Origin of the sequence: Adhaeribacter aerolatus (assembly GCF_007991635.1) — a bacterium.
Taxonomy (GTDB): domain Bacteria; phylum Bacteroidota; class Bacteroidia; order Cytophagales; family Hymenobacteraceae; genus Adhaeribacter; species Adhaeribacter aerolatus.
Map to the genome: position 1 here is coordinate 64,137 of NZ_BJYS01000028.1, position 26,089 is coordinate 90,225.

Consider the following 26,089-nt stretch of genomic DNA (forward strand, 5'->3'; position numbering starts at 1 on the left):
ATAGTTTATTTCTTTAGAACTAAGCAAATTTGGCGCGATACTTAATTAAAAATTTACCCTAACCGAAACGCCGTACGTGCGCGGGTTACCTAAACGGGCGGCTCCAAAATTATAGGCATAATCCAGGTATCTTTTATCGCCCAGGTTACGGCCCCAAACAAAGACCTCAGCGCGCCGCGCTGCCAGCCCCAGCCGCGCATTAAATACGCTGTAAGCTTCTTGTTTTAGCTGGTTGGCCAAATCAAAATACTGGTTACCCAAATAACGCCATTCGCCCCGGGCAATAAGCCTAATCTTTTGCGAACTACCCAACTCATAACCGTATTGGGCGGCCAGCATCGAGGTGATATCGGGAGTAAATATTTGCCGGCTACCGTTTAAGGTTACCTGCTCGCCGTTCTGCGCCAGCACTAAGTCGGTGTATTTGGCATTCGTATAGCCTAAGTTGTAAGCTAGTTCTAAGCCATTTACGGGCGTAGCAGTCAGTTCGAGTTCGGCGCCTTTGCTGGTTAATTTACCGGCATTGCGGGTAATAACCAAGGCTTCGGGCAAAACCAGGGTTGGGATTTGCACATCGGTTACCTTGGTATAAAAACCGGTAATATTCAGCCGGAGCCGGTTTTCCAGGAAAGTATTTTTTAACCCTACCTCAAAATTATTGCTGTACTCGGGTTTGTAAGCGTACAAAGGCGGCTGCGAAGGGTCGGATGATAATTGGGTAAAGCCACCCGCCCGGAAACCCCGGCTGTACGTAAAGTAAATGGTATTGCTTTCGGCCAGGTGATACGACAAACTAGCTTTGGGCGAGAATGCTTTAAAACTAGCTTTGGATGCCGTATCGGGCAGGGATACAATGGCTGCTTCCCCGTCCGGCTGAAATTCGCCGCGGATGCTTTGTTTGCGGCGTTCGTAATCGTAGCGCAAGCCGGCGGTCAAGTCTAGTTTGGGCAGAAGCTGGTAAGTGATCTGCCCGTACAAAGCTCCTCCGTAACTTTGCCCATTGTTAATATTAATGCTGGTAAAATTCGGGAAAGGTGCGCCTACCAATTTGGCATCTGCTCCAAAATGGGTGCCTTGTTTTACCGGGTTATCGTTATAAAAACCGTAAGCGCTGGCAATCCAGTTAAAAGCCGGTTGGGTACTGGCCGGCGAAGTAAACCGGAATTCCTGGGTTCCTACCCGCACCTTGTTCCAATCGGAGCCATAATTATTCACAATCGAAACGGCATCAATCGGCGAAAAATCGCCGTCGATGGGTTGGTTATAATAACGGTAATTAGCCTGATAAGCCGTTTGGGAAGAAAAATTAAAAGCCCGGCCGGCATAATTTACCGACAAAGAACTGTTAGTAGTATTATCAATCATTTTGCCCACCGAATTCTGGTTTAACTCAAACGGGTTGGCAAATGCTTCTTCGGGGCTGGAAACTACCGGGAAAGTGCCTTCGTTGCGATTCGCGCTGTGTTTTACGTTTAGAGTAAGGTTCAGCCGGTCGTTGGCCAGATACTTCAGGTAATAATTACCCATGCTAACGTGCTGTTGGTCAAAGTCGGAATTGTTAAACAGGTTGGTATAAAATCCGGTTTGTTTCCGGAACAAGCCCGAGGCGCCCAAGAATAATTTATTTTTAACCAGCGGCGTGCGGATGCCGGCACTGTAGCGCTGTTGGCCGTAGTTGCCTAAATTAATTTCGGCAAAACCACTGGTTTGGTTCGTAGGCTGTTTGGTAATAATATTGATTACGCCGCCCATGGCATTGCGGCCATACAGGGTGCCCTGGGGCCCGCGTAGCACTTCAATGCGTTCTATATCCAGCAATTCCGCTATATAAGTATCCAGGCCAAACTGGTTTACCCCGTCAATATACGTGGCCACGGCGGGGTCGTAAGACGTAGTGGTAATGCCCCGGATGGATGTTAAATTCCGGTTATCGCCCGGGTCAGCGGAATATAAGTTAGGCACAATAGCGGTAATATCGCGGCTGTTCCACAAGCGGTATTCCTGCACCTTCCGGCTCGAAAGCGCCGAAATACTAAAGGGTACCCGCTGCAAATTTTCTTCTCTTTTCTGCGCAGTTACCGTTACTTCTTCCAGTTGCTTATTGGCCGCAACTAACTGAATAACCAATTCGGTGTTGTTGCCTGGCAGGGTAATGGTTCGGGTGGTAGTAGCATAACCCACCGCGCTAAACCGCACCTGATACTCTCCGGACGGAATATTTTGGATCGAGAACCGGCCCTGGTTATCGGAAGGTGCCCCGAAGTTGGTGTTCAGCAAATAAATAGTAGTCCCCGGAATACCCGTTCCATTATTATCCAGCACAACCCCCGAAAACTCCTGTAATACCTGGGCATGGGCTATACCAATAAGTCCGCACAACCAAATTAAGAGTATATATTTTTTCATAACGTTTAAACTAAAGAAATCCCAATCATAAAACACCTAAGACCTATACAGCCCTACACGCCTGCTGCTAAAGTTGTAATAATCACTTTAAAATTAAAGGCCCTTGTTTAATTAAATAAAGGAGGGCAACCGATTTATCTGACCAATTTAAGTTTACGAAGCAGTCAGTGCTAGTTTTACCCACCCTATAGCATTTAAAGCTGGTTTGGCAGTTAAAAATATTCATTACGCACTACCCGTTTAGGATTGATGCTTCGGTTATTCCAAAAAATTATACGGTGGGCATTTTTATTTCAACATATAACCGGTAGATTTTAGCTCTAAACTTAAAAAGCTGCCCATGCGCGGAAAGAACATTCTGGGAACTGCCCTGATTTTAGCTTGTTTATGCACGGCGGAAGCATGCCGCCAGAAACAACCCCCAACCACAACCATGACCGAAAAAGAAAGTAATTTAACCCCAACTAGCTACAAAACTACCGGCACCATCGAGCGGCTGGATGCTGCCCTGGATAATTTAATCTCGCCGGATGCCAAAATAGAAATATTGGCAAATGGCTTCGAGTGGGCCGAAGGGCCGCTCTGGCTAGCAGAACAAAACAAACTGTTGTTTTCGGATATTCCGCCTAATAAAATATTTGAGTGGAGCGAAGAAGGTGGGTTAAAATTATACCTGACGCCATCCGGCTATACCAGTACGCAGGTCCGGGGCGGCGAAGTAGGCTCAAATGCCTTAATCCTTGACAAACAAGGCCGGTTGGTATTGTGCCAGCACGGCGACCGCCGCATGGCCCGCATGGAAGCGCCGCTGGATCAGCCCAAACCAAATTATATAACCCTGGCCGATAAGTACGAAGGAAAACGCTTAAACAGCCCCAATGATGCGGTTTACAAAAGCAACGGCGATTTATATTTTACCGATCCGCCGTACGGCCTGGAAAAGAATGCCGACGATCCGGCCAAAGAAATTCCATTTCAGGGCGTTTACCGGGTAACTGCAGACGGCTCTATTCACCTGTTAACAAAAGAACTTAGCCGCCCCAACGGCCTGGCTTTCTCGCCCGATGAAAAAACCTTATACGTAGCTAACTCCGATCCCCAAAGAGCTATCTGGATGGCCTATGACGTGCAACCAAACGGCAATATTTCGAATGGCCGGCTATTTTACGATGCTACCCCTCTCTCCAAAAATGAAAAAGGCTTACCCGATGGCTTAAAAATAAACCGGCAAGGCTTTTTATTCGCTACCGGGCCGGGTGGCGTCCTCATATTTGATAAAAATGCGAAACACCTGGGCACCATTCGCACCGGCGAAGCCACTTCAAACTGCACCTTTAATGCCGACGAAAGCATTTTGTACCTGACAGCCGATGATTACATAATGCGGGTAAAGCTGAAATAACCGGTTTTAAACAAGATTTTTCTGGATTATGGCTCCATAAAGCAAAAACTAAAGCTGATTGGATTCGTATAATTTTCTACCCCAACTAAAAATAAGCGCTATGGAATACTACTATTATAATCGTCAGGATGATCTGTTTGAAGGCCAGGAATTAAAAACCCATTTTAACTGGAATGAACTGAAAGCCAAAGCGCGGCAACAATATAGCCATTTAACCAACGATGACCTGGAATATACTTCTGGCCGGCAGGAAGAATGGTTTCACCAATTGTCTACCAAATTGGGCCGCTCCGTTGATGATGTAAAAGATTGGTTCCGGCATTTGTAAATTTTAAAGATAAAAGTCGAAGCCCTGCTCTACCTGTAGAACAGGGCTTCGACTTTTACTGGGCTTTGGTCTGGTATACTTTTATTGCTTAGGTGTGAACAACAACAAAAGCTTAGCTGGAACCCATGCCGCCAGGCAATTTTACTCCTCTTCTTCCGCATTGGCCTGCATGGCCAATAAATTGTGAGCACCCTTTACAGCAATCTTGCCGGAGTTTTCCAACGCTGCCGGTAAATTAACCTGTATCATTTCGCCGTTTTTAATGCCGGTGGTTACCGGCACACGTCTAAATTGGTGGTTACCCTCCTCTACAAATACAAAAGCTTGTCCTTCAAACTGTACCACGGCTGTTTCGGGCAAGGCAGTTACCTCCTCGTTTTCGGTTTTGATGGTGGCCGTTAAAAACATACCAGGCAGCAGTTCCGGCTCGGAATCAGCAATATGGGCATGTACCGGAATGGTTTTATTTGCATCAACGGTCCGGCCCACAATGGCAATTTTGGCCGTTCGCTCCGTGGGGTCATTGGCTAATTTAAACTTTACCGGCTGACCTACCCGTAACTTGGGTATGTCCTTTTCAAAAACATTCAGCTTCAGGTGTAAATCTTCGGTATTTACCAGTTCAAATAAAACATCGGAGGTGTTAATCATGCTGCCCAAATTGGCATTCACACTTTTCACGTAGCCGTTTATCGGCGACAAAATATTAACATACCGGGTAATACCGGCATTATTTAACCGATTCGGGTCGATATTTATCATGAGTAGTTTTTGCCGTAAACCGGCGCGGTTATTTTTCAACAACTGCAACTCGGCAGTTGCCTGCTGAAAATTTTTCAAGGCCGCAACTTTTTCCTGGGTCAATTCCCGCTGGCGGGCGTATTCGAGTTCGGCCAGTTGAAGCTTGGTTTGGGTATCGAGGTACTCTTGTTGCAACTGCACATAATCGGGATGCTCCAGTACCGCCAATACCTGGCCTTTCCGGATGCGGGAGCCGGGCATTAAATTGGTTTTGCGCAGAAAACCACCATAGGGTACCGCTACATTTACCAGGCCGGAGGGTGGCACATCTACTTCGCCGGATAATTGTAGCATTGCTCCCATTTTAATCTTTTGGGGGCTGCCCAACGCCAGGCCAATATTCTGGAATTGCTTTTGTGTTAAGGTCAGGTTTTCCGGTGCGGGGGCCGGCGCTTCGGTAGCTGCCTCCGCCGGATTTTCTTTTTCGCCGCAACCGCTTAAGAATAAGCCAGCCGCTAAAACGTATATAATAATTAAGGTTGATTTCATGATTAATTACCTTTTAAATATTCTAACTGATGTAAATTAAGCCGGTAGTCCAGCAACAACTGTAAATAATTTTGCCGGATGCGGAGCACCTGGTCGGCAGCCTGTAAATAGTTCAGGTACCCGGCTTCGCCATTGCGGTAAGCTTTATCGGCTTGATGCAGCGCCAGATTGGCATTGACCAGTACCTGGGTTTGGTAAAAGTCGAGGCTATTGCGCAAGCGCTGCTGATTTTCCAAAGCAGCTTTCATATTATTCTGCAATTGTATTTCCTGGTTCTTCAAATCGGCCTGGGCAATTTGTTCTCTTAAGCCGGCGGCTTTTACACGGGCTGACTGGGCACCAAAGAACAAGGGCAGCGCAATACCTGCTTCCACCCCTTGAAAGCGGTCGCCGCGCCCATAATATTGAGAACCGCCGTCCACCTCGTAAGTACCGGTCAGTGATTGGTTAAAATAACCCAGCGTAATATCCGGACTAAATTTGCTTTTTTCGGCCCGTTGTTCCCGTTCGGCTACGGTAACCTGCTGCCGGTAAACGCCCAGCAACGGATGGTTAAGTTCCGGCGGAGACACAGGATTAGAACCTTCTTCCCGGCGGAGTTTTTCCGGTAAAATATTCAGCGGCTCGGGAGCCTGCACCAATGCATTTAAGCCTGCCATTTGTACATTTATCTCCGTTTCGTTTTGCCGGAGGCGATCAGCAAGTTCCAGGCGCTGGGTAGTGGCGGTGGTTTTTTCCAGCAGGCCACTTTCGCCGGTCCGGAATTTTACGTCGGCAGCGCGTTCCAGCATTTTAAAAATGCTGTCCTGCCGTTGCAGCAATGTATTTTGCTCAAATAAATAAGCCAGACGCACATACACGCTTTTTACCTGGTAGTTCAGCTCGTGCTGCTGGGTTTGCAGTTGTTTCTGGCTGAATAATTTTTGTTCGTTCAGCAAATTCTTTTGTGCTTTATAGGCTCCCGGCGCCGAAAAACTCTGGGTAATACCTACCCGGTTATCAATGTAGGGGCTGTTTAATTTACCTTCGGAATAATCAATATAGGTTTTAGGTAAATCGAGAGCGGTCTTTTTTAAAGCCGAGCGCATTTCTACCTCTAGCCCCGCTTTCCGGATTAAACCGTTGTTTTCCTGCGCCAGTTGCAGCACCTGTGCCAGCGGCATGGGCTGACGCTGTTGCGCCGAGGCTGCTAAGGGCCCGAGTACCAGCATAGATGCCACCAGAACCTTTTTCACCCGCAATCCTCTTTCGGAGAAATAATATATTACCGGCAGCACCACGAGGGTTAGTAAAGTAGCCGATATCAGTCCGCCAATTACTACGGTGGCCAACGGCTTCTGCACCTCGGCCCCCGCCGAATTGGAAAGTGCCATAGGTAAAAAGCCCAACGAAGCTACCGTGGCCGTCATAATAATAGGCCGGAGACGGGCAGCGGTTCCTTTCCGGATTATTTCTTCTAGATCGGTCAGGCCGCTTTCTTTTAATTGGTTAAAGTAGCCAATCATTACAATGCCGTTGAGTACCGCCACACCGAACAAGGCAATAAACCCTACGCCCGCCGAAATACTAAAAGGCATGTCGCGGAGCAGCAATGCAAATATGCCCCCGATGGCCGAAAGCGGAATGGCCGTAAATATTAATATTGATTGCTTAATGGATTTAAAAGCGAAGAACAGTAACAAGAAGATGAGGAGCAGCGCCAACGGCACCGCCACCGATAACCGGTTTTTGGCTTCGATTAAATTCTGGAACTGACCGCCGTAGGTGACTGCGTAACCCACCGGCAGCTTTAATTTAGATTCAACCTTGCCTTGAATTTCGTCCACAATGCTTTGCACATCGCGATTCCGGACGTTAAAGCCCACCGAAATCCGGCGCTTGGTACCATCCCGCTGAATCTGGTTAGGGCCTTCTTTCATTTCTACTGTAGCGAGCTGGTGCAACGGAATCTGGAAACCCGCGGCGTTGCTCACAAATAAATTCTGCACATCCGAAATATCCTTCCGATCCTGTTCATCCAGACGCACTACCAAATCGAACCGTTTTTCACCTTCGTACACCTGGCCGGCCTCTTCGCCGGCGAAAGCTGCCGTTACGGTGCGGTTTACCTCGTTAATGCTTAAACCGTACTTGGCTAAATTTTCGCGGTTATAGCCTACCATTATTTGAGGCAGTCCGGTCATTTTTTCAATGTATAAATCCTGGGCACCCGCTACCGGACTAATTAATTTACCCAACTTTTCGGCGTAAACGGCCAGGGTATCGAGGTCTTCGCCGTATATTTTTACCACCACATCCTGGCGGGCACCGGTCATTAATTCGTTAAAACGCATTTGTATGGGCTGCTGCACCCCAAAAGAAGCCTGGGGCAAATTCTCCGACAGGGTTTCGGATATTTTATTCGCCAGTTCTTCGCGGTTTTTGGCGCTCGTCCACTCGCTTTGTTCTTTCAATACCACTATCATATCGCCTAACTCTACCGGGTTGGGCTCAGTGGGCACTTCGGCAGAACCAATCTTCGTAACCACTTTTTCTACTTCCGGAAAAGTTTTCTTCAGCAGACCCGACGCTTTCTGTACGACTTCAATGGTTTCGTTTAAAGAGCTGCCCGTAAGCACGCGGGTTTCAATGGCAAAATCGCCTTCGTCTAAAGACGGAATAAATTCGCCGCCCATGCGGGAAAACAAAAACAACGACAGAGCAAAAAGGCCGATGGCCACCAAAAGTACCGCTCCCTTCAGGCGCATGGCCAGGTTGAGCAGTGGTTGATAAGCCCGGTTAATGGCCCGCATTATTTTGTCCGAAATATTTTCTTTGTGCTCGGTGCGGCGACTCAGCACCAGCGAGGCCATCATGGGCACGTACGTCAGCGACAGCAAAAACGCCCCCAGAATAGCAAAGGCTACGGTCTGAGCCATCGGTTTAAACATTTTTCCTTCGATGCCCACCAGCGCCAGGATGGGCAAATACACAATCAGAATAATAATCTGGCCGAAGGAAGCAAAACCCATCATGCGGCTGGCCGAATCGTACACCTCCACATCCATCTGTTCCTGGTTTAAGCGGGTAATACCCAAGTGGTGATGTTTGCTTAACTGGAGCCGGTGGATGACGCTTTCCACAATTATTACGGCCCCGTCTACAATCAAACCAAAATCCAACGCGCCCAAACTCATGAGGTTACCCGATACGCCAAACACGTTCATGAGCGAAATGGCAAACAGCATGGCCAGCGGAATAACCGAAGCTACCAGAAAGCCGGCCCGCAGATTACCCAACAACAATACCAGCACAAATACCACAATTAACGCGCCTTCGGCCAGGTTTTTCTCGACGGTACTAATGGCCCGGTTTACGAGTTTGGTTCGGTCCAGGAAGGGTTCAATTTTTACACCCTCGGGTAAGGTTTTCTGGATTTCGGCAATTTTAGCTTTTACATCTTTTATTACTTTAGAAGAATTTTCGCCTTTCAGCATCATCACAATACCGCCGGCCACTTCGCCCTGGTCGTCCTTCACCATGGCACCGTAGCGGATGGCCGAACCCTCGCGCACGGTGGCAATATCGCGGATGAGCACCGGCACGCCGGCAGATGTTTCTTTTACCACAATACGGCCAATATCTTCTTTGCTTTTCACCAGCCCTTCGGTCCGGATAAAATAAGCATTGGGGTCTTTTTCGATGTAAGCGCCCCCGGCATTGGCGTTGTTGTTTTCCAGGGCATCAAAAACTTCGGTAATGGTAATGTTCATCGAACGCAGTTTCGGGGAGTTAATGGCTACCTCATACTGCTTCAGTTTACCACCAAAACTGCTTACTTCGGCCACACCGGGGGTGCCGAGCAGTTGCCGCCGCACCAGCCAATCCTGAATGGTGCGCAATTCGGTAGCTGAATATTTACTTTCGTAACCTTTGGTGGGGTGAATTTCATACTGGTAAATTTCGCCCAGACCGGTGGTAACCGGCGCTAATGTAGGCGTTCCCACGCCGGGCGGAATTTGTTCTTCGGCTTCTTTTAGCTTTTCGGTTATTTGCTGGCGGGCCCAGTAAATATCGGTTTCTTCTGTAAACACCACCGTTACTAACGACAAGCCAAACCGGGAAAAAGAGCGAATCTCAATAATTCCCGGTACACTGGCCACTGATAGCTCTACCGGGAAAGAAATAAGCCGTTCTACCTCCTGGGCACCCAGCGAAGGCGACACGGTAATTACCTGCACCTGGTTATTCGTGATATCGGGCACAGCATCAATTGGGAGCCGGCTCAGGTTATAAATGCCCCAACCCACCAGGGCCAGGGTCATCAAACCGATAATTAATTTATTTTTTATAGAAAATAGGATAATCTTATTCAGCATCGAAATAAGGATTTTGACCTGACAGGCAGGAGCTAAGAAATATAAGAAAAGGCAGGTCGTATTCCGGCCGGAACCAACCTGATAAACTGCAGGAAAAGCAACAAAATCGCAATAAAGCGGCACCCAAATCGGTTGCTGGCTAACTGCTGCGTCAGGATTGCTTTTGCCCTAAACGGATGCTAGGAGACTCTTGGAGGTTGCCAGATAGTACCGGCAAAAGAATATTTTACCCTGGAAATGGGCTGTGGAAAATGTATGATTTCGGAAAATTCGGGTACCTCAGCGGAATAATGGAAGCGAATGGAATTTACAAAATAATCGTAGGGCGAATTACCCATCTTTTTAAAAGGCAACGCTTCGTGGTTTTCGGACTGCATGTGTTGTGCATCCTTATAGTGCATTTTCAGGAAATCGAGCAAGCTTAAATTACCACCGGCGTTATCCTGGTGGCGCTGAAAATGCTGAATGAGCGAGCTTATTTTGGAGATTTCGTGCAGATCAGAGTTAGGCAGCAAAGAGCCGATAAAAATATATACCGCAAAATATACCGCTCTTAATCTCAAGGCATTATTTATTTTCGGTTCAAAAATAAAGATTAAACCGTACAATAAAAAATATAGGGTAACTTAGGATTTAATTAATTTAGTAAGGCTAAATATTGGTTCGGCTTAAATCCGTTAGCCAGCCACTTTCCTCAGGCGGCAAATCACTGCTGCTCCGGCACATAAATTTACATGAAATAAGTTAAATTCTCTCCGCAAACACCAAATAGGTTACCGCCCTTAAACGATAAATTTACTTTAAAATAATAGCAGGAAGTAGTAAATGTACTTCCTGCTGAAAGCTAAATACCAGAAGTTAATCCTTCACCAATTTTATTGATTTACTTGTTTGTGGTAGCTGAATGCGGAGATAATAAATTCCTTTAACCAAATCTTCGGGCAGTGGTAGTTTTAAACTATTATTTCCCTGGATCAAGTGTTTTTCCGTCGACCATATTTGTTTGCCATTTATATCATGCAAGGTAATATTGCCAATCTGGTTTATTCTGGATTCTATTAGAACCTCAACGGATTGCTTAAAAGGATTTGGGTAAGCAACAAGCCAATTACTTTCCTCTTTAAAGGTAATAACCTTAGGGCCATAGTAGGTGGCATTACCGTTTAAATCTACTTGTTTTAAGCGATAATACCGGGTGCCCCATTTACCGGTTTCGGTATCGGTGTACTGGTAGTTTTGTATGGTGCGGGCATCAGCATCTTTACTTTGTACAAAACCCAGCGATCGGTAATCCTTTCCATTGGCAGATACTTCTACATAAAAACCCTGATTGTCTATTTCCATTGCGGTTTTCCAGGTGATGACAGCATTATTACCCTGGGTGATTGCCTTTAAAGCTGTTAAGGTTACCGGTAAGGTTGTAATTTCTTTGCCTCCCAAAGCAAAATCAGAGAATCCGGTTAAACCGGTACGGCTAATTACCGGGCTGGTAAGGCTACCCGTAGCGGCGGCATAGGTCCCGTGCAAATTCCAGGGCTGTGTACTATTGCCCCGCTTTAGCACCATAAAGTTTTCCAGGTTATTTATCCCGGCTAAATTAGTAGCCTCAAAGGTGGCATTATAAACCCCGCCGGTCAGGGCTTCTGCGTCGGTATTGCCAGCCGTAATGGTCCAATAGCCCGAAGTACCAATATTGTTAATCACAAATTCTTCCTGGTTGCTGTTGCGGTCGGTTAGCGGCAGTCCTCTCTTACCCGGATCAGCCACTATAAACTCGGCGGTCAAGGTGCCCCCGGATGGCGCCGTTGTGTACTGAATGGTGGCCATCCGCCGGGTGGTGCCTGTACCTACCGGGAACTGAATACCCGAGCCAGTACTGGCCGGTATCCAGCGTTTAAGCTTGCCCAAAACCATACCGGTACCAATTACTTCTACTGATCCGGGAGCGGCCGCACCCGTACCCACAGTTAAAATATTGCCATTGGCATTAATAATACTGTTTTCGAGGCGTAACGTATTGGCAACCGTGGTAGGTCCGCTTAAGGTAAAACCTGCCGGATTACTGATGATTAAATTATAAAAAGACGTAAGAGAACTGCTCTGGGCTGCGGTACCGCTAAACTTAACCGTTAGGGTACTTAAATCATAAGTGCTGAATTTATACTGGTCTATATAATCCGAAGGGGCCAGGATGCGGGTTACCTCTATGGTGCCGGAGCCCGCTAAAGTGCCTTCCGGAGCGGCATTATTCACCACCACGGTCTCATCCGGCTTAAGCACACTCCCGGTCTCCAGGGTTAAATTATTTACTACATTTATATTGGTAGCTACCTGTACCCGGGCATTGCTATTAGCGATACTTAAGTTGTAAAACGAAGTTTCAGCCGTACCATTAATCAGCTGGGCGGTAATTCCATCAAAGTTTACGGTGTTGTTTTCAATAGTTAACACCCCATTGTTGGTGAAATTACCTTTAATATTTATATCTGTTTCGAGGGTAGTGGAATCGTTAATAATTACGTTATAAAAATTTGTAGTACCCATGCCCTGAATAACCGAGGCCGCAGGATTAAAGTTAAAAGTTGCCGTATTACCATTCAGGATACCATCGTTGATAAAGTTTCCTTTTAAGCTATGGTTAAGGTTGGTACCGGCATTGAGGGAGCTGCCGGGCTTTATAATTAATTCATCGGCAATATTCCAGCCCAGTGGCGGCGTAATACCGGCCGGATGGGTATTGGCTATTTCGATATTGGTTAAGTCGGTGGGGCTGCTGGCGATGGTAACCTGACCGTTGCCGCCAAAACGGACAGTACCCGAACTGTTTAAAGTAGTACCTAATGCCAAAGTCTGGGCTGCGTCAGGAATAAAGTTAAGTACTCCGGTGCTGGTTACGGTACCTTCATTCACGAAGGGTCCATGAAAATAATGAGTGGAATTACCGCCATGAAAAGCCGCGCCATTTACCACTTTAAACAATCCAAAAACCGTCCAATCGGCACTGGCCGTAATCCCGGCATTATTATTAATGACCACCGAAACGTAAGTTGGCGTACTGGTTGAATTTAAGATGGGCGCTACATTACCATTAAAATAAGTAATACCTGAAGCGGTAGTAGTAAAGGTTCCGAGCAACTGAATTGTTTGCTGTTTTAAGCCAGAGAACGTGGTGCTGCCATTACTGGACATGCTGCCGGTATTGGTTACATTGCCCGAAAAGGTAGAAGCATGGGTGCCGGCAGTGATGCTGCCAGAATTATAAAAATTATTATTGACGGTAAAAGAACCGGAATTCAGGGTATAGCTTCCGGTAATGGTAAGATCATTGAATACCAAGGGACCATCGGTAGTTTTAGAAGATCCGGCCAATATTACGGTGCCGCTTCCCGGATTAAAAGTGCCATTATTTGCCAGATTACCCTGAGCGGTTAGCGTATAAGAACCAGCATGGAGGGTAGCCCCATTATGAATGGTTAAATTTCCTTTAACGGTTGTAGAGCCGGTTAAAGTTTTAGCATTGGTGTTGCCATTCTGAATAACCAGGTGCCCGTAACTGATGCGGGCTACGTTTTGGGTACCGATACCATTGTAATAGACCGTACTGGTGTTATCTAAATAGTGCGCATTAAAGTTGGCCGGGAAATTAGTAGCCCCGCTCAAATACAAAGCTGTATTCGGTCCAAAAGCAATATTACCGCCCACAGCGCTTCTGGTAAAAGTAAATTCACCCAAGTCCAGTGCGCCGGCTTCCACGACCAGATTGGCATTTAAAATCAGGTTGCCGGTTAAAGTTACCCGGCCGCCGGCTTTGTTAATTGTTAAATAATTAAAAGTAGTAGCACTAATGGTTTGATTATTGGTTCCGGCTAATTTAATAATGCCCGAATTAGGCAAAAAGGTACCATTATTAATCCAGTTACCATTAATGGTGTGCTCATTACCGCCCCCATTAAAAATAGTACCGGCACCTATTTCAACATTACCGGTTACGGCTAAATTGCCGTTGGTAAGAAAGTTACCCCCGGAGGCTAACGATAAATTTCCGGCGATGGCGGCAGGGCTAGTCAGCATAGCCGTACCACCGGTTTTATTTATAACTAAATTATGGTAGGCAATATTTCCGGCTACAGATTGGTTGCCACTGCCATTATAAGTAGTAGTACCGGTACCGGATGTAAAATTGCCATTGGTATACAGAAAGTCCTGGCCAATTTTTAAATTGCCGGCCCCGGAAAAAGTGATATTAGCGTTACCCGACTGGGTTAATGAATAAGCCACCGTAACAGTGCCCAACCCAATGGAAAGATTGATGGCCTGCCCGGTGGTGCCATCGCTTAAGCTTAAATCGCCGCCAATTGCTAAAGTTTGATTTCCTACCACCAAGGCATGGGTGGCATTACCAGACCAGACACCATTCAGGTTACCCGCTACGGTTAAATCGCCCCCGGATAAAGTTAAGACTGCATTTTTCGCACTGCCAAACTGAATACTTTTAACCGAAGCATTGCTGGTAATTACCGGTTGGTTAATAAAATTTCCTCCCCCAATATCTACAATGTCGGTGGAAAGGGGTACACGGGCAGTGGTCGTTCCTTCTACAGCTACCCAATTCGCAGGATCATGCCAGTTATTGCTGGTAGCACCCGTCCATTGCATTACCATGTTATCACCGGAAAGCGTCCATTGACCCGTTAGGCTGGCCAACCCCGTCTGCTCCACCCAGTTGTCGGTAGTATTGTTAGCTGTTCTAGCAGCCCTGCTCCAGGAAGTGCCGTAGTTCCAAAGCGTAATCACATCTTCGGCGTTACCGTTTAACTCCTCGTCCTGGTAATGCAACCGCAAAGCCGCAGCCGTATATGTGCCATTCGGTACCGAAACTGAATAAACCCGGTTAATGGCCCCACCAAACGGAAAGCTCCTTACATCGCCAACTTTAACGGTAACCGTTACGGCGGTTATGCCGGTGGCAGTGCCAAAAGTTACGGTATTAAATGGGCTTTCGAAAGCATAAGCTGTACCGGCATTAAAGGCGTGGGTACGGGTAATGGTGCCTAAAATAATGCCGGTTCCGGTACGCGCTCCGGTAATGGTAATTACATTAGCACCCGTATTGATTTTCCCGGCTGTCATGTTAACAGTAGCTGCTGTTACATTGTTGTTTAAACTAATGGTATTGCCGGCGGTACTTTTGTTAACCGTTAAGGCAGCAAAAGTAGAAGCACCGGTAATCTGGGCATCATCCGGACCAGCAAATTGGATGATACCGGCATCAGCGGTAAAAGCACCGTTGTTCAGCCAGTTTCCTTTAATAGTATGGGTAAAGTTACCGGCCTTAAACGTAACGCCGCTATTAATTTGCAAGTTACCGTTGGTCGTAAAACCGCTTAACCCGGTTTTGGTACCCGTTCCAGCTAAAATTAAGGTATGGTAAGTGGTTCCGGCTATATTTTGGGTGCTGCCATTATACTCCACTGTGTTCGGCCCGGAAGTAGCCACATCAAAGGTTCCGGCCGCAATGGTAAAGGAATTGGCAATACCCAAACTGGCATTGGCCGCTAACTGTAGTTTGGTTCCGTTTAAAGCAACATTAAATAATTTATGTGCGCCGGCATACGCAGAAGTGCCCGTAAAGGAAATATTGCCGGCGGTAGCCGTTAAAACGCCAATGCCACTAAAATCAGACTTAATGCTGAAACTGCTGCTGGTAGTTATAGTTCCGATAATGCGCAAGGCATTAAAATTGAGACTAGAACTGGAGGCAGCGCTTATGGTTTTGCCAGTACCCGAAAACAAAACGGTGCCGTTGGTAAGGTTAAAAGCATTAGACGCAGTGTTGCTAACGTTTAAATTTCCGGTAAGCGTCAGGTCGCTGGCAGAGCTTGTGGTGCCCGTAATGGTAAGGTTATCAAAGGAAATATCAAGGCCACTGATTGTTTTACCCGTTCCGGTCATGGTTAAGGTGCCACTGGTTGCGGCGCCGTTAACCTCCGCCGCGTGTATAAAAGTACCGGCCCCACTGGTAGCCAGGTTACCAGCCACCGTAATATTAGCAGCTTTACCTTTGATACTGCCGGTAATGTTTAAATTATTAAAAACAGTATGTGCAGTACCCCCAATTGCTTTGCCGGTACCTCCTAAAATTATGGTGCTGGTATTGCCGGTAAAAGTACCGGAACTTATCCAATCACCATCCAGGTTGTGGGTAAAGGCTCCGCCGTTAAAGGTGGTGTTTGCCCCCAGTACTAAATTCCCGTTTATGGTAATATTCTGGCCCGCGGTAAAGCTTACCGACGTACCTGCCCCAACCGAACTGGTTAAATTACCGGCAATGGTAAAAGGTAGGTTAGGCATGGTTTTAACGGCCGCACCACTCCCGGAGCTTAAAGTTAAGTTGCCATAAGCCTCGCCCGTAATTGTTTGGTTGGTGCCCCCGTATTCGATGGTACTGCTCACCCCAAAAATGCGGGTTACAAAATTGGCCGGAAAGGTATTGGTACCCCCAATTTTAAGGATAGCGCCATTAGAAATATTAACAGTACCGCCCGCCGTGGTAGTACCCCGGTTGGCGGTAAAATTACCCAAATCTAATGTGCCATTATTCACCAATAATTTACCGTCGGCGGCGCTTGATGCCGAAAAAGAAATATTACTAGTTAAGGTTTTAGTTGTGCCGCCACTTATTACCAGGGTAGAATAAGCCTTGTTGTTTGAAAAAGCCGCAATGGTTTGGGAGCGATCAGAAGCTGCAAATTCTACAGTGCTACCCGCATAAACGGTAGTTGGCGCAATAGTATAATTGCCGGCATAACTGGCAGTTTTTATTTTAATTGTTCCGGTAGAACCAAGGTTAAAGGCAGCACCCGTAAGCGTTACCAGATAAGTAGCCGGATCGAAAGTGCCCGAAACAGAAAAATTTCTGGTTACTGTTATTCCGTTATTTAAGGTGGTATTACTGCCTTGGTTTACCACCAGGTCCATAAAGGTAGTGGCCCCGCTAATGACTTGGGTAATTCCGTTTAAAATGACCGTAGCGTAGTAAGTTTTATTCCCACTCCGGCCCGTAGCAGTTTGGTACCCACCCTCGTTGTTCCAGTTACCGCCTACATAGAAGGCCGCCGCCGTATTACTGATAGTTCCGTTGGTCGCAATGGTTACATCGCCGGTTACCTTAAAAATGGTTTTATAGTTTAGTAAAGAAAAACTGGCCGCTTTAGTGCCACCTAAGGTTAAAGATCTTATGGTGGTGGTACTACCAAAAACCGGGTTATAGGTACCGGTAAAATTAGCATCTCCAATAAAAACATCTGAGGCAGCAGTGGGTACCCCGTTGGTCCAGTTGGCAGCAGTATACCATCCGTTACTACTGGTTCCTTTCCAGCTGGTAATCGTTTGAGCAAAACTTTCCACCTGAGAAAAAAAAGTACAAAACCATAAAACCAGTACAAGTGCTTTCCACGCTGAAATCAATTTTATTAGTCTTTTTCCTGAAGGGTAGATTTTAATCATATTTTTCACTTATTTATTTATTCAAATAATATCTGTTTGCTAAAAATATTCACCAAAGCACCTTAGGCGCAGTAAGCAACCATTGGCTGGAAAGCCTGCTATAAGAAACAAGCCAGGTATAAAGAAGGATAAAATCGGGTAAATCATCTGGTGAATAATACTTTCGTCGATTTGTAAAGACTGGGAGCGGAAAGTTCGTAACTAATTATAGTGCATAATTTCATCAGGCTGAAGACCCATGTACTGCCGATAATTATTGCCGTTTAAGGCCCCATAATGCCTAAAGCCAGCCGGGTTTAAAAACCTTAACGAAGATATACAAATACCCGAAACACTGTTAAAATTGGCATTGTGCGCCAAATATCCCGCTTTATCATTACTGAGGTCGGCAAGCGCACTAGTTATTCTATTGGGGGTAAGTTGTTTAACATCTTCGGCATAAATCCGAACAGGAATAGATAAAAGAAAAAATACCAGCAGTTGTAATAGTTTTATCATAAACAAATACGCATCTGTTTACTTATTTTTATAAAATATTCAATATTGTCTAACAACAAATCCACATAATTAATTTACCATAAACTTACTTTTATCTAATTTAACACACAATAACCAAGCATCCATAAAGCTTTCACTAATAAAATCGCAGCAATATAATCCAATTTATTTGATATACCATTTATTTTTCTTAAACTATTTTAAATACAAGTTAAATTAACTAATTATTAATAGCCGCATAAGATATGCAACTTTATTTTATTTCAATTACATCTAAATATCAGTCATTTATAAGAACATATTATAAATAAAGGCTTTCAAATCAAACTATCGTTTTTGCTTATCATAACTATATTAACACCAACACCACAACAGAAAAAACGCGAAATTATATCTTAGTATTAGCATAAATATTAATTATTTTATATATTTATTTAAGTTTTGAACTCATTATAAAAAAATATAATTATTAAACCACCAATATAATTTAACAAAATATTAAATTTTATAATTTTATTTATAATAAACATCATCTATATTTAACTTGTTTTTAAGTGCATTAATATTTCTGAATAAAATCTCACTTATTTGTTGCAGGCCAGGCAACCAATCAGATAATCCTTGCGTGGTGGCTACACTATTTACCGGAACTATTGCTTTACCCAGTAGTTTCTTTTCCATTCACCTGAATAATTTGAGGCCCATACAGCAACAGCATCCTTCTAAAATTTAGAAAAACTGCTATTGGTGTATTTGCCAGAAAAACAGATGCAGACATGAAATAAACAAAACAAAAAACACCGGCAGCAATACCGTAAATTTCCGCTTACAGTAATGGTCAGTCATTTTAACAAGCCACCAGGCAATATTTAGTTATGGCATTAGCATACAGTAGTCTCAATATTTTTCATCTTTAAAAATTAAAAATTATGGAAAGAAAGACGAGTACCGCCAGTACCTTTTTAACCCAAGTTCCCCGGTGGAGCCGTCCGGCTCCAGCAAAAACTACTCCTAACCGGTTATTTTCTACGGTTGGTTTAGCCTTGCTCCTAAGTACATTGCTGCTACAGAGTTGTCAGGAAGAAATAAAAGAGGCAGCGCCCACCGATTCTCAAACCAGTGAAGAATTATCCGTTGCCCACTTCAACATGAAGCCCGTAGACCTGGCTCCTATTGCCACTAATCTGGTGTCGCCGCTGGGAGTAGAAGAAGCCCCGGACGGCAGCAACCGTTTGTTTATTCTGGATCAGATCGGAAAAATCTGGATAGTAAATGCAGCGGACAACCAGTTAACCACCCCTTTCCTGGATGTTACGAGTAAAATGGTAACACTTAATCCGCGCTACGATGAGCGGGGCTTACTCGGCTTTACTTTTCACCCGGATTTTAAAAATAATGGCCGCTTCTTTATTTATTATACCCTCCCGCCCCGCCCCGGCGGACCAACGCCTACTACCACCTGGAACAATCTGAGCCGGATTTCGGAATTCCGCGTGTCGGCGGGTAACCCGAACGTAGCCGATTTGAGTACAGAAAAAGTAATATTGGAATTGGACGATCCGCAATCGAACCACAACGGCGGCACCATTGCGTTTGGCCCGGACGGCTACCTGTACATTGCCATTGGTGATGGCGGCGGCGCCAATGATGTGGACCCTGGTCACGTGGAAGACTGGTACCCGGTTAATAAAGGCGGTAACGGTCAGGATATTGAGGCCAACCTGTTCGGCAATATTTTACGTTTAGATGTAAACAGCGGCGCCCCTTACCGTATTCCGGCCGACAACCCCTTTGTGGGTAAAACCGGCCGCGACGAAATATGGGCCTACGGCTTCCGCAACCCCTTCCGGTTCTCTTTTGATATGAGCGGCTCCCGCCGGATGTTTGCCGGCGATGCCGGGCAGTTGCTGTTCGAAGAAATTGATGTGGTAGAAAAAGGCCAGAATTACGGCTGGAACGTAAAAGAAGGCACCTCCTGCTTTAATGCGGCCGATCCGCTGAAACCCTTAGCTTCCTGCCCCAGTGTTGATGTATACGGCCGGCGGTTAATCAATCCGGTGATCCAGGTGAATAATTACCGGAATCCGGTAAATGGCCGGGCTACTACCATTATTGGGGGCAACGTTTACCGCGGTAACGATATTCCGGGCTTCCAGGGCAAGTACATTTTCGGCACCTTCTCGCAAAACCCAGGCACACCCGATGCCGAGCTATTTATTTCGCAGCCTTCCGGTCCGGGCTTGTGGGATTACCGCGAAATCAATCTGGTAAACCGCCCCGACGATTTAGGATATTACCTGAAAGGCTTTGGCCAGGATTTAGAAGGCGAAATATACCTGACCGTTTCAGAGCTGTCAGGGCCTACCGGCAATACCGGCAAAGTGTTTAAACTGGTATTAGCCGATAAAGAAAAAGGTAAAGGCAAGGGTCACGCCCAGGATAATAGCGGGAAAGACAATAATCGCGGCAAAGGGAGAGGCTAATAGTTAAGCCTATTTAAAATAAATGAAGCCTCCACACCAAGAGGCTTCATTTATTTATAAATTACACGATAGGCGTGTATTTGTCTTTTGAAAGATTTTATCTTTAAATGGTAATCCGCTAACTGGAAGTCTACTCCAAAGTAATTTCCAGGGAAACCGGCTCTGTTGAGTTTTCTGGGCGGTAAACCTTTCTTTCTGCTGCGAAATGCTTCATACCTCACCACCGAAAATCTAAAAGAGGATTTATCTTCCCAAAGACCCTCCTTGCCCAAACTGATGTCAGGAGCTTCATTGTTCTGTTTTGCAGGCACGTCTGAAGGCGCGGTTACCGCTTGGGCAATATTAATTATTGCTTTTTAAGTTTCTGAAGCTGTTGTTGCAGGTAAGTTTTGGGTAGCCAGCGGTTGCCGAGCATGACGCCTTCTATCCGGCGGGTTTGGGTAATATCCTGCAAAGGGTTACCAGCCAGCAAGATTAAATCCGATACGGCTCCCACCTTAATAGTACCCGTATTTTCTGTTTGGTTCAGGTATTTGGCTACGTTAACCGTACCGGTTTGTAAAGCCTGAAAAGGTGTAAGGCCCGCATCTACCAGATATTTAAGTTCCTGGTGCGTAGAAAAACCGGGTACGTTAAATATTTGTGGTGCATCGCAGCCCAACAGCAGTCCCACGCCATTTTGCTGACAAGCTAATATTAATTTCCGCCGCAACTGAATATAATCTTTCATTTTAGCGGCATTGTACTGCGGATTGGCTTGCAGGTTCTTTTTGCTGTTAGCCCAGTTTCGCCTTACTTCCGGCGCCATATACACCATTTCGGGAGCTTTGCTGAACTGCTCTACGGGTATGGGCGAGAACCAACGCTCGGCCAGCGCCTGGGTAGGCACCACCCAAATATTCTTTGCCTTTAAACCTTGCATTAATTTAGGTATGCGGGTCGTATCTGCTTTATCGGCCACAAACATTCCAAATAAACCTACTTGCTCCTGCTTCATACTATCAATTCCCGGCACCAGCCCTTCAATAAAACCATCGAGGTGATCGATAGAAGAATAACCGGCGTTAATGGCCCGCCAGATGCCCACATCAAAAGAAACGTGCCCCACAAACGGAATATTTACTTCTTTGGCGGTACTGGCCATCGCATCAAACGTTTCAAGGGTAAGGCCCGGATGCAATTTTAAATAATTATACCCGGCTGCTTTCTGCTGCCGCACCATGGTAGCGGCCTGCTCCGGTGTTTTAACACTTTGCCCGCTAAACGACGGGCCGGTAGTATAAAAATGAGGACCTAATATTTCGCCGCTGTTAATTTTACTGCGCAGTTCCAAGTGGCGCGGGTGCCCCAGCATGCCCCGGATGGTGGTAATTCCATTGGCGGCAAACAGCATCAAAACCTCTTTCATGGGTTCCAGGTTATCTATTGGCGGTACGTGGGCGTGCATTTCGGCCAATCCCGGTATTAAATATTTGCCTTTGGCTTCTACCAGGGTAGCCGCTTTGCCGTACTTCGCGTTTTTGGCCTCGCCCACATAAGTAATTTTACCGTCTTTTACCACCACTGTCTGGTTAGCCAACACCCGCTCCCGGTCCATGGGTATTACGTTTACGTTCCGGAAAACCACTTCGCCTTGCTTTACAGTAGCTGTTCCCTGGCCATTTACCTGGAGCTGAATCAGGCAAAATATTAAAATCCAACAATATCTCATAACTGGCTATTTGGTATTAGGTAAAAAACAACAGCTAATCAGCTTATTAAATGTAATATTATTTAGCCGGATATTAAAAAATTAATGTTACAAGAGGACCTCACCCAAAATCCCTCTCCTGAAAAAGGAGAGGGACTTTGATTAGTATTTCAGTCATTACAATAAAGGTGTTTAAGGGCTTCTTCTTTAGAAAATTTATCAAGCGAATTGAATAGATAATTCTGGTATTTGGATAGCAGTAATAAGGGACAAAATAGTTTTGAAGGAATTTACTGCATCCACTATATGGTACTACCTTACAGAACAATATTTATTCTCCTGATAAAAGCGTTTCCCCTAATAAATGCGTTACCGGAGCTCCCTTTCTCCCAGAGGAGAAGGGGTTGGGGGATGAGGCGGCAACTGCCCTACTTTTTGTTCGCTTCAAATTCATATATTTAACAAAACAGCAACCATGAACCGAAGAAACTTCTTAAGAAATAGCTCCCTGGCTGGTTTAACCTTATCTACACTAACTTTAGGTGCCTGCAATTCGGGTTCCGCGGGTAAGCGTGGGGCCGAGAAAACCACCGGCCACCACCGCGCCGATAATTTTGAATTAAACGAAGTAACCATTACCGATTTGCAGCAAAAAATGCAGAACGGCGAATATACCTCTCGGTCCATAACCCAGCTATACCTGGATCGGATTGAGGCTATTGATAAAAATGGACCTAAGCTGAACGCCGTAATTGAATTAAATCCGGATGCTTTAAATATTGCCGATGCCCTGGACCAGGAACGGAAAAATGGAAAAATACGCGGCCCGTTGCACGGCATTCCGGTTTTGATAAAAGATAATATTGATACGGCCGATAAAATGTCCACGTCAGCGGGCTCTTTGGCGCTGGCCGATAACAAAGCCGCCCAGGATGCCTTTATTGTAAAAAAGCTACGCGAGGCGGGCGCCGTTATCCTGGGTAAAACCAACTTGAGCGAATGGGCGAATTTCCGGTCTACCCGGTCCACGAGCGGCTGGAGCAGCCGGGGCGGCCAAACGCGTAATCCTTACGTGCTGGACCGTACGCCCTGCGGATCCAGTTCGGGCTCGGGCGTGGTGGTAGCCGCTAACTTGTGCGTAGTAGCGGTTGGTACCGAAACCGATGGCTCGGTGGTTTGCCCGGCTTCGGTCAACGGCGTAGTGGGTTTGAAACCAACCGTGGGGCTAATCAGCCGTTCGGGCATTATTCCGATTTCCGAAACCCAGGATACGGCCGGACCGATGGCCAGAACGGTACGCGATACGGCTATTTTATTAAGCTTCCTGACCGGCATTGACCCCGCCGATGCCGTTACGCAAGAAAGCGAAGGCCAAATACAGCCGGATTATACCCAGTTTCTGGATGCCAACGGCTTACAAGGCAAAAGAATCGGGATAGAAAAATCATTTCTGAAAGGTCATCCGGGTATCGATACTTTACTACAGAAAGCATTGGACCTGGTAAAAAGCAAGGGCGCTACCATTGTAGAGGTGGATATTCTGAAAAAAACAGGCGGGTTGAGCGAATCGGAATTTAAGGTGCTGCAATACGAATTTAAAGACGGGCTGAATAAATATTTGGCGAAGACCAACGGCCAGGTAAAATCGCTGCAGCAGCTGATTGCTTTTAATAAAGAAAATGAGGCCAAAGTAATGCCTTATTTTAAGCAGGAAATTCTTGAAAGCTCAGAAAAACTCGGCGACCTGACCAGTACCGCATACCGGGAAGCTTTACAAAAAAACCGGACTGTTTCCCGCCAATCCATTGATAACCTATTGCGGGAACACCGGTTAGATGCCATCTCGGGCCCTACTTACGGGCCGCCGTGGTGCATCGACCTGGTGAACGGCGATTATTCTACCGGCTACGGCTTTACTTCACCGGCGGCTATTTCGGGGTATCCGCACATTACCGTACCCTTGGGCCAGGTACAAGGCTTGCCCATTGGTCTCTCCTTTTTCAGTACGGCTTATACCGAAGGCGAATTATTAAAACTGGCTTACGCTTACGAACAAGCTTCCCAGAACCGGGTATTACCTACTTTTAAAACGTCCGCTGCGTTATCGTAAATTAAAGTCAGTAGCTGAGAAGATTAATAATAGGTTTAATAGCTAAGGCGGGTGGAGTCCGAATCCATCTGGCATTTTGGCCTGTACTTTCCGAAGTAATAAATATCTTACTCTGCTATAAATCAGCCACCATCCGTCTAAAACAGCCTAAGTATTGAGAGTAAGAGGAATCAGCGGCGTTTATTTCGGGTAGCCAATATTTATTGAAACTTTATTTCATTTCCGGGGTAATCTCAGGAAGGACGGATAACTATATTTTAATATTAACTTTTATAACCTAGTATAAGTGGTGTTACGCAATTTATTATCAGGCTTGAGCTCTCACCTCTTTCAGGCAGAAGGAAAAATATTTGTTTACCAGCTAAATAGTTTCCTTCTGCCCGAAAGAGGTAAAATGCTTTAACGCTATTCTTTTAACTTCTGCGTATGTGTAATTATAATCAGCAATTGGCAAAAGAAATCATATACCGGTTTTTACCCGGAAGGAAAAACAAAATATTCTCCGGCGCTCTAAACCAGATAAATATTAATACAACCGCTACATAAACCTATATGCTCAGACTGGAAGAACTTTCGCTTAACGTACCCGAAACCACTAAGCCCCGGGTTATTATTATTGGGGGTGGCTTTGGCGGCATTAACCTGGCCCGCAAATTACCGGGTAAAGATTTTCAAGTGGTCATGTTTAACAAGCAAAATTACCACGGCTTCTGGCCGCTTTTATACCAGGTTGCTACCGCCGGCCTCGAACCCGATGCCATTGCCGAACCTTTGCGGAAAATGTTCGACGAGGATTACGAAGATTTTCATTTCCGGCCAGTCCGGGTAAGCCGCATTAATCCTGAATCTAAAACCATAAGCACCGCCATTGGCGATTTGCGGTACGACTACTTAGTTATTGCCACCGGAACCAAATCTAATTTTTTCGGCAACGAGCAAATTAAAAAATATTCTTTCCCGCTGAAGCAAATTCCGGATGCCCTTAACCTGCGAAGCCAGTTGCTGCAATCGTTTGAATTGGCCAACATGACCAAAGACCCGGAAAAACGCCAAAGTTTGTTAAACATTGTAATTGTGGGCGGTGGCCCGACGGGGGTAGAAATGGCCGGATCGCTGGCCGAAATGCGGAAACACATCTTGCCCGGCGATTACCCCGGCATGGATTTCAGCAAAATGAATATTTACTTAGTAGAAGGTTTAGACCGCGTATTGCCGCCCATGTCGCCGGAATCGAGTCAGAAAACCCATAAATACCTGGAGGAGATGGGCATTATTATTAAGCTGAAAACCCTGGTAGAATCGTACGACGGCGAGGTGGCAACCCTGAAAGGCGGCGAGCAAATCCGTACCCAGACATTGGTTTGGGCAGCCGGGGTAGCCGGCGCTACCGTAGAGGGCATGCCGGCCGAAACCGTGGAGCGGGGCAAATATATTGTAAACCGCTTTAACCAGGTAAAAGGGTACACCGATATTTTTGCTATTGGCGATATTGCCAAAATGACTACCGATTTATTTCCCAACGGGCACCCGGGAGTAGCGCAACCGGCTATTCAGCAAGGGAGGCATCTGGCCAAAAACTTTCAGCGACTGCTCCGCGGCGAAACTTACGAACCTTTCGAGTATTTCGACAAAGGCTCGCTGGCCATAATTGGCCGCAACCGGGCGGTGGCCGACTTACCGAAAAATATTAAATTAGGTGGTTTTATTGCCTGGGTGGCCTGGTTGTTTGTGCACCTTTATTACCTGATTGGCTTCCGGAACAAGCTGGTGGTTATCAGCAACTGGGTTTACCGGTTCTTTACCTACGAGCACGGCACCCGTTTAATTATCCGGGCTTTTGTGCGCAAAGACGATAAACAAGGGCAGGAATTTATTAAACTCCAGCGAATGGACTAGCTCTGCTGGTTTAAAGGAGAAGTTAAATAAATATTATAAATAATAATCCGGCTACAGGTATTATCCTGGCCGGATTTTTATATTTGCGGAACAAGGCGAAAGGTTAGTTGGCGCTAAAACTT

General features: G+C 45.9%; 13 protein-coding genes. 5 read left to right on the forward strand and 8 right to left on the reverse strand.

The annotated features are described in order from the left end of the window. Positions 1–45 precede the first annotated feature (45 nt). Positions 46–2,406 carry a TonB-dependent receptor gene (locus AAE02nite_RS17980; protein ID WP_146900874.1) on the reverse strand — a complete coding sequence of 787 codons (2,361 nt, stop codon included), beginning with the start codon at positions 2,404–2,406 and terminating at the stop codon, positions 46–48. A 340-nt stretch (positions 2,407–2,746) separates the two neighbouring features. Here AAE02nite_RS17980 and AAE02nite_RS17985 point away from each other — a divergent pair, with 340 nt between their 5' ends. Both AAE02nite_RS17985 and AAE02nite_RS17990 read left to right on the forward strand, forming a co-directional pair. Beyond that, positions 2,747–3,808, forward strand: a complete 1,062-nt coding sequence (locus tag AAE02nite_RS17985) for an SMP-30/gluconolactonase/LRE family protein (RefSeq protein WP_146900879.1) — start codon at positions 2,747–2,749, stop codon at positions 3,806–3,808. 100 nt (positions 3,809–3,908) lie between these two features. After that, on the forward strand, positions 3,909–4,136 hold the full coding sequence (locus tag AAE02nite_RS17990; protein WP_218033519.1) for a CsbD family protein: 228 nt from the start codon (positions 3,909–3,911) through the stop codon (positions 4,134–4,136). Between the two features lie 141 nt (positions 4,137–4,277). Here AAE02nite_RS17990 and AAE02nite_RS17995 read toward each other — a convergent pair whose 3' ends face one another. The 6 genes from AAE02nite_RS17995 to AAE02nite_RS26355 all read right to left on the reverse strand — a co-directional run bounded on the left by AAE02nite_RS17995 (position 4,278) and on the right by AAE02nite_RS26355 (position 18,469). After that, positions 4,278–5,426, reverse strand: a complete 1,149-nt coding sequence (locus AAE02nite_RS17995) for an efflux RND transporter periplasmic adaptor subunit (protein WP_146900882.1) — start codon at positions 5,424–5,426, stop codon at positions 4,278–4,280. A gap of 2 nt (positions 5,427–5,428) precedes the next feature. After that, positions 5,429–9,784, reverse strand: coding sequence for a CusA/CzcA family heavy metal efflux RND transporter (locus AAE02nite_RS18000; protein WP_146900885.1), 4,356 nt, complete (start codon positions 9,782–9,784; stop codon positions 5,429–5,431). 179 nt (positions 9,785–9,963) lie between these two features. After that, positions 9,964–10,347: a hypothetical protein gene (locus tag AAE02nite_RS18005; RefSeq protein WP_146900888.1), complete on the reverse strand. Its 384-nt coding sequence runs from the start codon at positions 10,345–10,347 to the stop codon at positions 9,964–9,966. 295 nt (positions 10,348–10,642) lie between these two features. Continuing rightward, entirely contained in the window at positions 10,643–17,191 is a 6,549-nt protein-coding gene (locus tag AAE02nite_RS18010) for a T9SS type A sorting domain-containing protein (RefSeq protein ID WP_170252637.1), read from the reverse strand. Between the two features lie 300 nt (positions 17,192–17,491). After that, positions 17,492–17,788 (reverse strand): hypothetical protein, encoded by a 297-nt coding sequence (locus AAE02nite_RS18015; protein WP_146900894.1) that lies wholly within the window; start codon positions 17,786–17,788, stop codon positions 17,492–17,494. 513 nt (positions 17,789–18,301) lie between these two features. Continuing rightward, positions 18,302–18,469 carry a hypothetical protein gene (locus AAE02nite_RS26355; RefSeq protein WP_170252638.1) on the reverse strand — a complete coding sequence of 56 codons (168 nt, stop codon included), beginning with the start codon at positions 18,467–18,469 and terminating at the stop codon, positions 18,302–18,304. Positions 18,470–18,717: 248 nt separating this feature from the next. Here AAE02nite_RS26355 and AAE02nite_RS18020 point away from each other — a divergent pair, with 248 nt between their 5' ends. Beyond that, positions 18,718–20,271: a PQQ-dependent sugar dehydrogenase gene (locus tag AAE02nite_RS18020; RefSeq protein ID WP_146900897.1), complete on the forward strand. Its 1,554-nt coding sequence runs from the start codon at positions 18,718–18,720 to the stop codon at positions 20,269–20,271. Between the two features lie 346 nt (positions 20,272–20,617). Here AAE02nite_RS18020 and AAE02nite_RS18025 read toward each other — a convergent pair whose 3' ends face one another. Then, the gene (locus AAE02nite_RS18025; RefSeq protein ID WP_146900900.1) at positions 20,618–21,982 is read right to left on the reverse strand and encodes an amidohydrolase family protein; all 1,365 of its coding nucleotides are present in this window, start codon (positions 21,980–21,982) and stop codon (positions 20,618–20,620) included. Between the two features lie 454 nt (positions 21,983–22,436). Here AAE02nite_RS18025 and AAE02nite_RS18030 point away from each other — a divergent pair, with 454 nt between their 5' ends. Further along, a complete protein-coding gene (locus AAE02nite_RS18030) occupies positions 22,437–24,071 on the forward strand; it encodes an amidase (protein ID WP_146900903.1) in 1,635 nt (544 codons plus the stop codon). 552 nt (positions 24,072–24,623) lie between these two features. Further along, positions 24,624–25,967 (forward strand): NAD(P)/FAD-dependent oxidoreductase, encoded by a 1,344-nt coding sequence (locus tag AAE02nite_RS18035; RefSeq protein ID WP_146900906.1) that lies wholly within the window; start codon positions 24,624–24,626, stop codon positions 25,965–25,967. Positions 25,968–26,089 lie beyond the last annotated feature (122 nt).

What these genes read in the sequence shown, in the direction of transcription:
- AAE02nite_RS17980 (WP_146900874.1), bottom strand. Translation starts at nt 2,406, where the DNA reads ATGAAAAAATATATACTCTTAATTTGGTTGTGCGGACTTATTGGTATA.
- AAE02nite_RS17985 (WP_146900879.1), top strand. Translation starts at nt 2,747, where the DNA reads ATGCGCGGAAAGAACATTCTGGGAACTGCCCTGATTTTAGCTTGTTTA.
- AAE02nite_RS17990 (WP_218033519.1), top strand. Translation starts at nt 3,909, where the DNA reads ATGGAATACTACTATTATAATCGTCAGGATGATCTGTTTGAAGGCCAG.
- AAE02nite_RS17995 (WP_146900882.1), bottom strand. Translation starts at nt 5,426, where the DNA reads ATGAAATCAACCTTAATTATTATATACGTTTTAGCGGCTGGCTTATTC.
- AAE02nite_RS18000 (WP_146900885.1), bottom strand. Translation starts at nt 9,784, where the DNA reads ATGCTGAATAAGATTATCCTATTTTCTATAAAAAATAAATTAATTATC.
- AAE02nite_RS18015 (WP_146900894.1), bottom strand. Translation starts at nt 17,788, where the DNA reads ATGATAAAACTATTACAACTGCTGGTATTTTTTCTTTTATCTATTCCT.
- AAE02nite_RS26355 (WP_170252638.1), bottom strand. Translation starts at nt 18,469, where the DNA reads ATGGAAAAGAAACTACTGGGTAAAGCAATAGTTCCGGTAAATAGTGTA.
- AAE02nite_RS18020 (WP_146900897.1), top strand. Translation starts at nt 18,718, where the DNA reads ATGGAAAGAAAGACGAGTACCGCCAGTACCTTTTTAACCCAAGTTCCC.
- AAE02nite_RS18025 (WP_146900900.1), bottom strand. Translation starts at nt 21,982, where the DNA reads ATGAGATATTGTTGGATTTTAATATTTTGCCTGATTCAGCTCCAGGTA.
- AAE02nite_RS18030 (WP_146900903.1), top strand. Translation starts at nt 22,437, where the DNA reads ATGAACCGAAGAAACTTCTTAAGAAATAGCTCCCTGGCTGGTTTAACC.
- AAE02nite_RS18035 (WP_146900906.1), top strand. Translation starts at nt 24,624, where the DNA reads ATGCTCAGACTGGAAGAACTTTCGCTTAACGTACCCGAAACCACTAAG.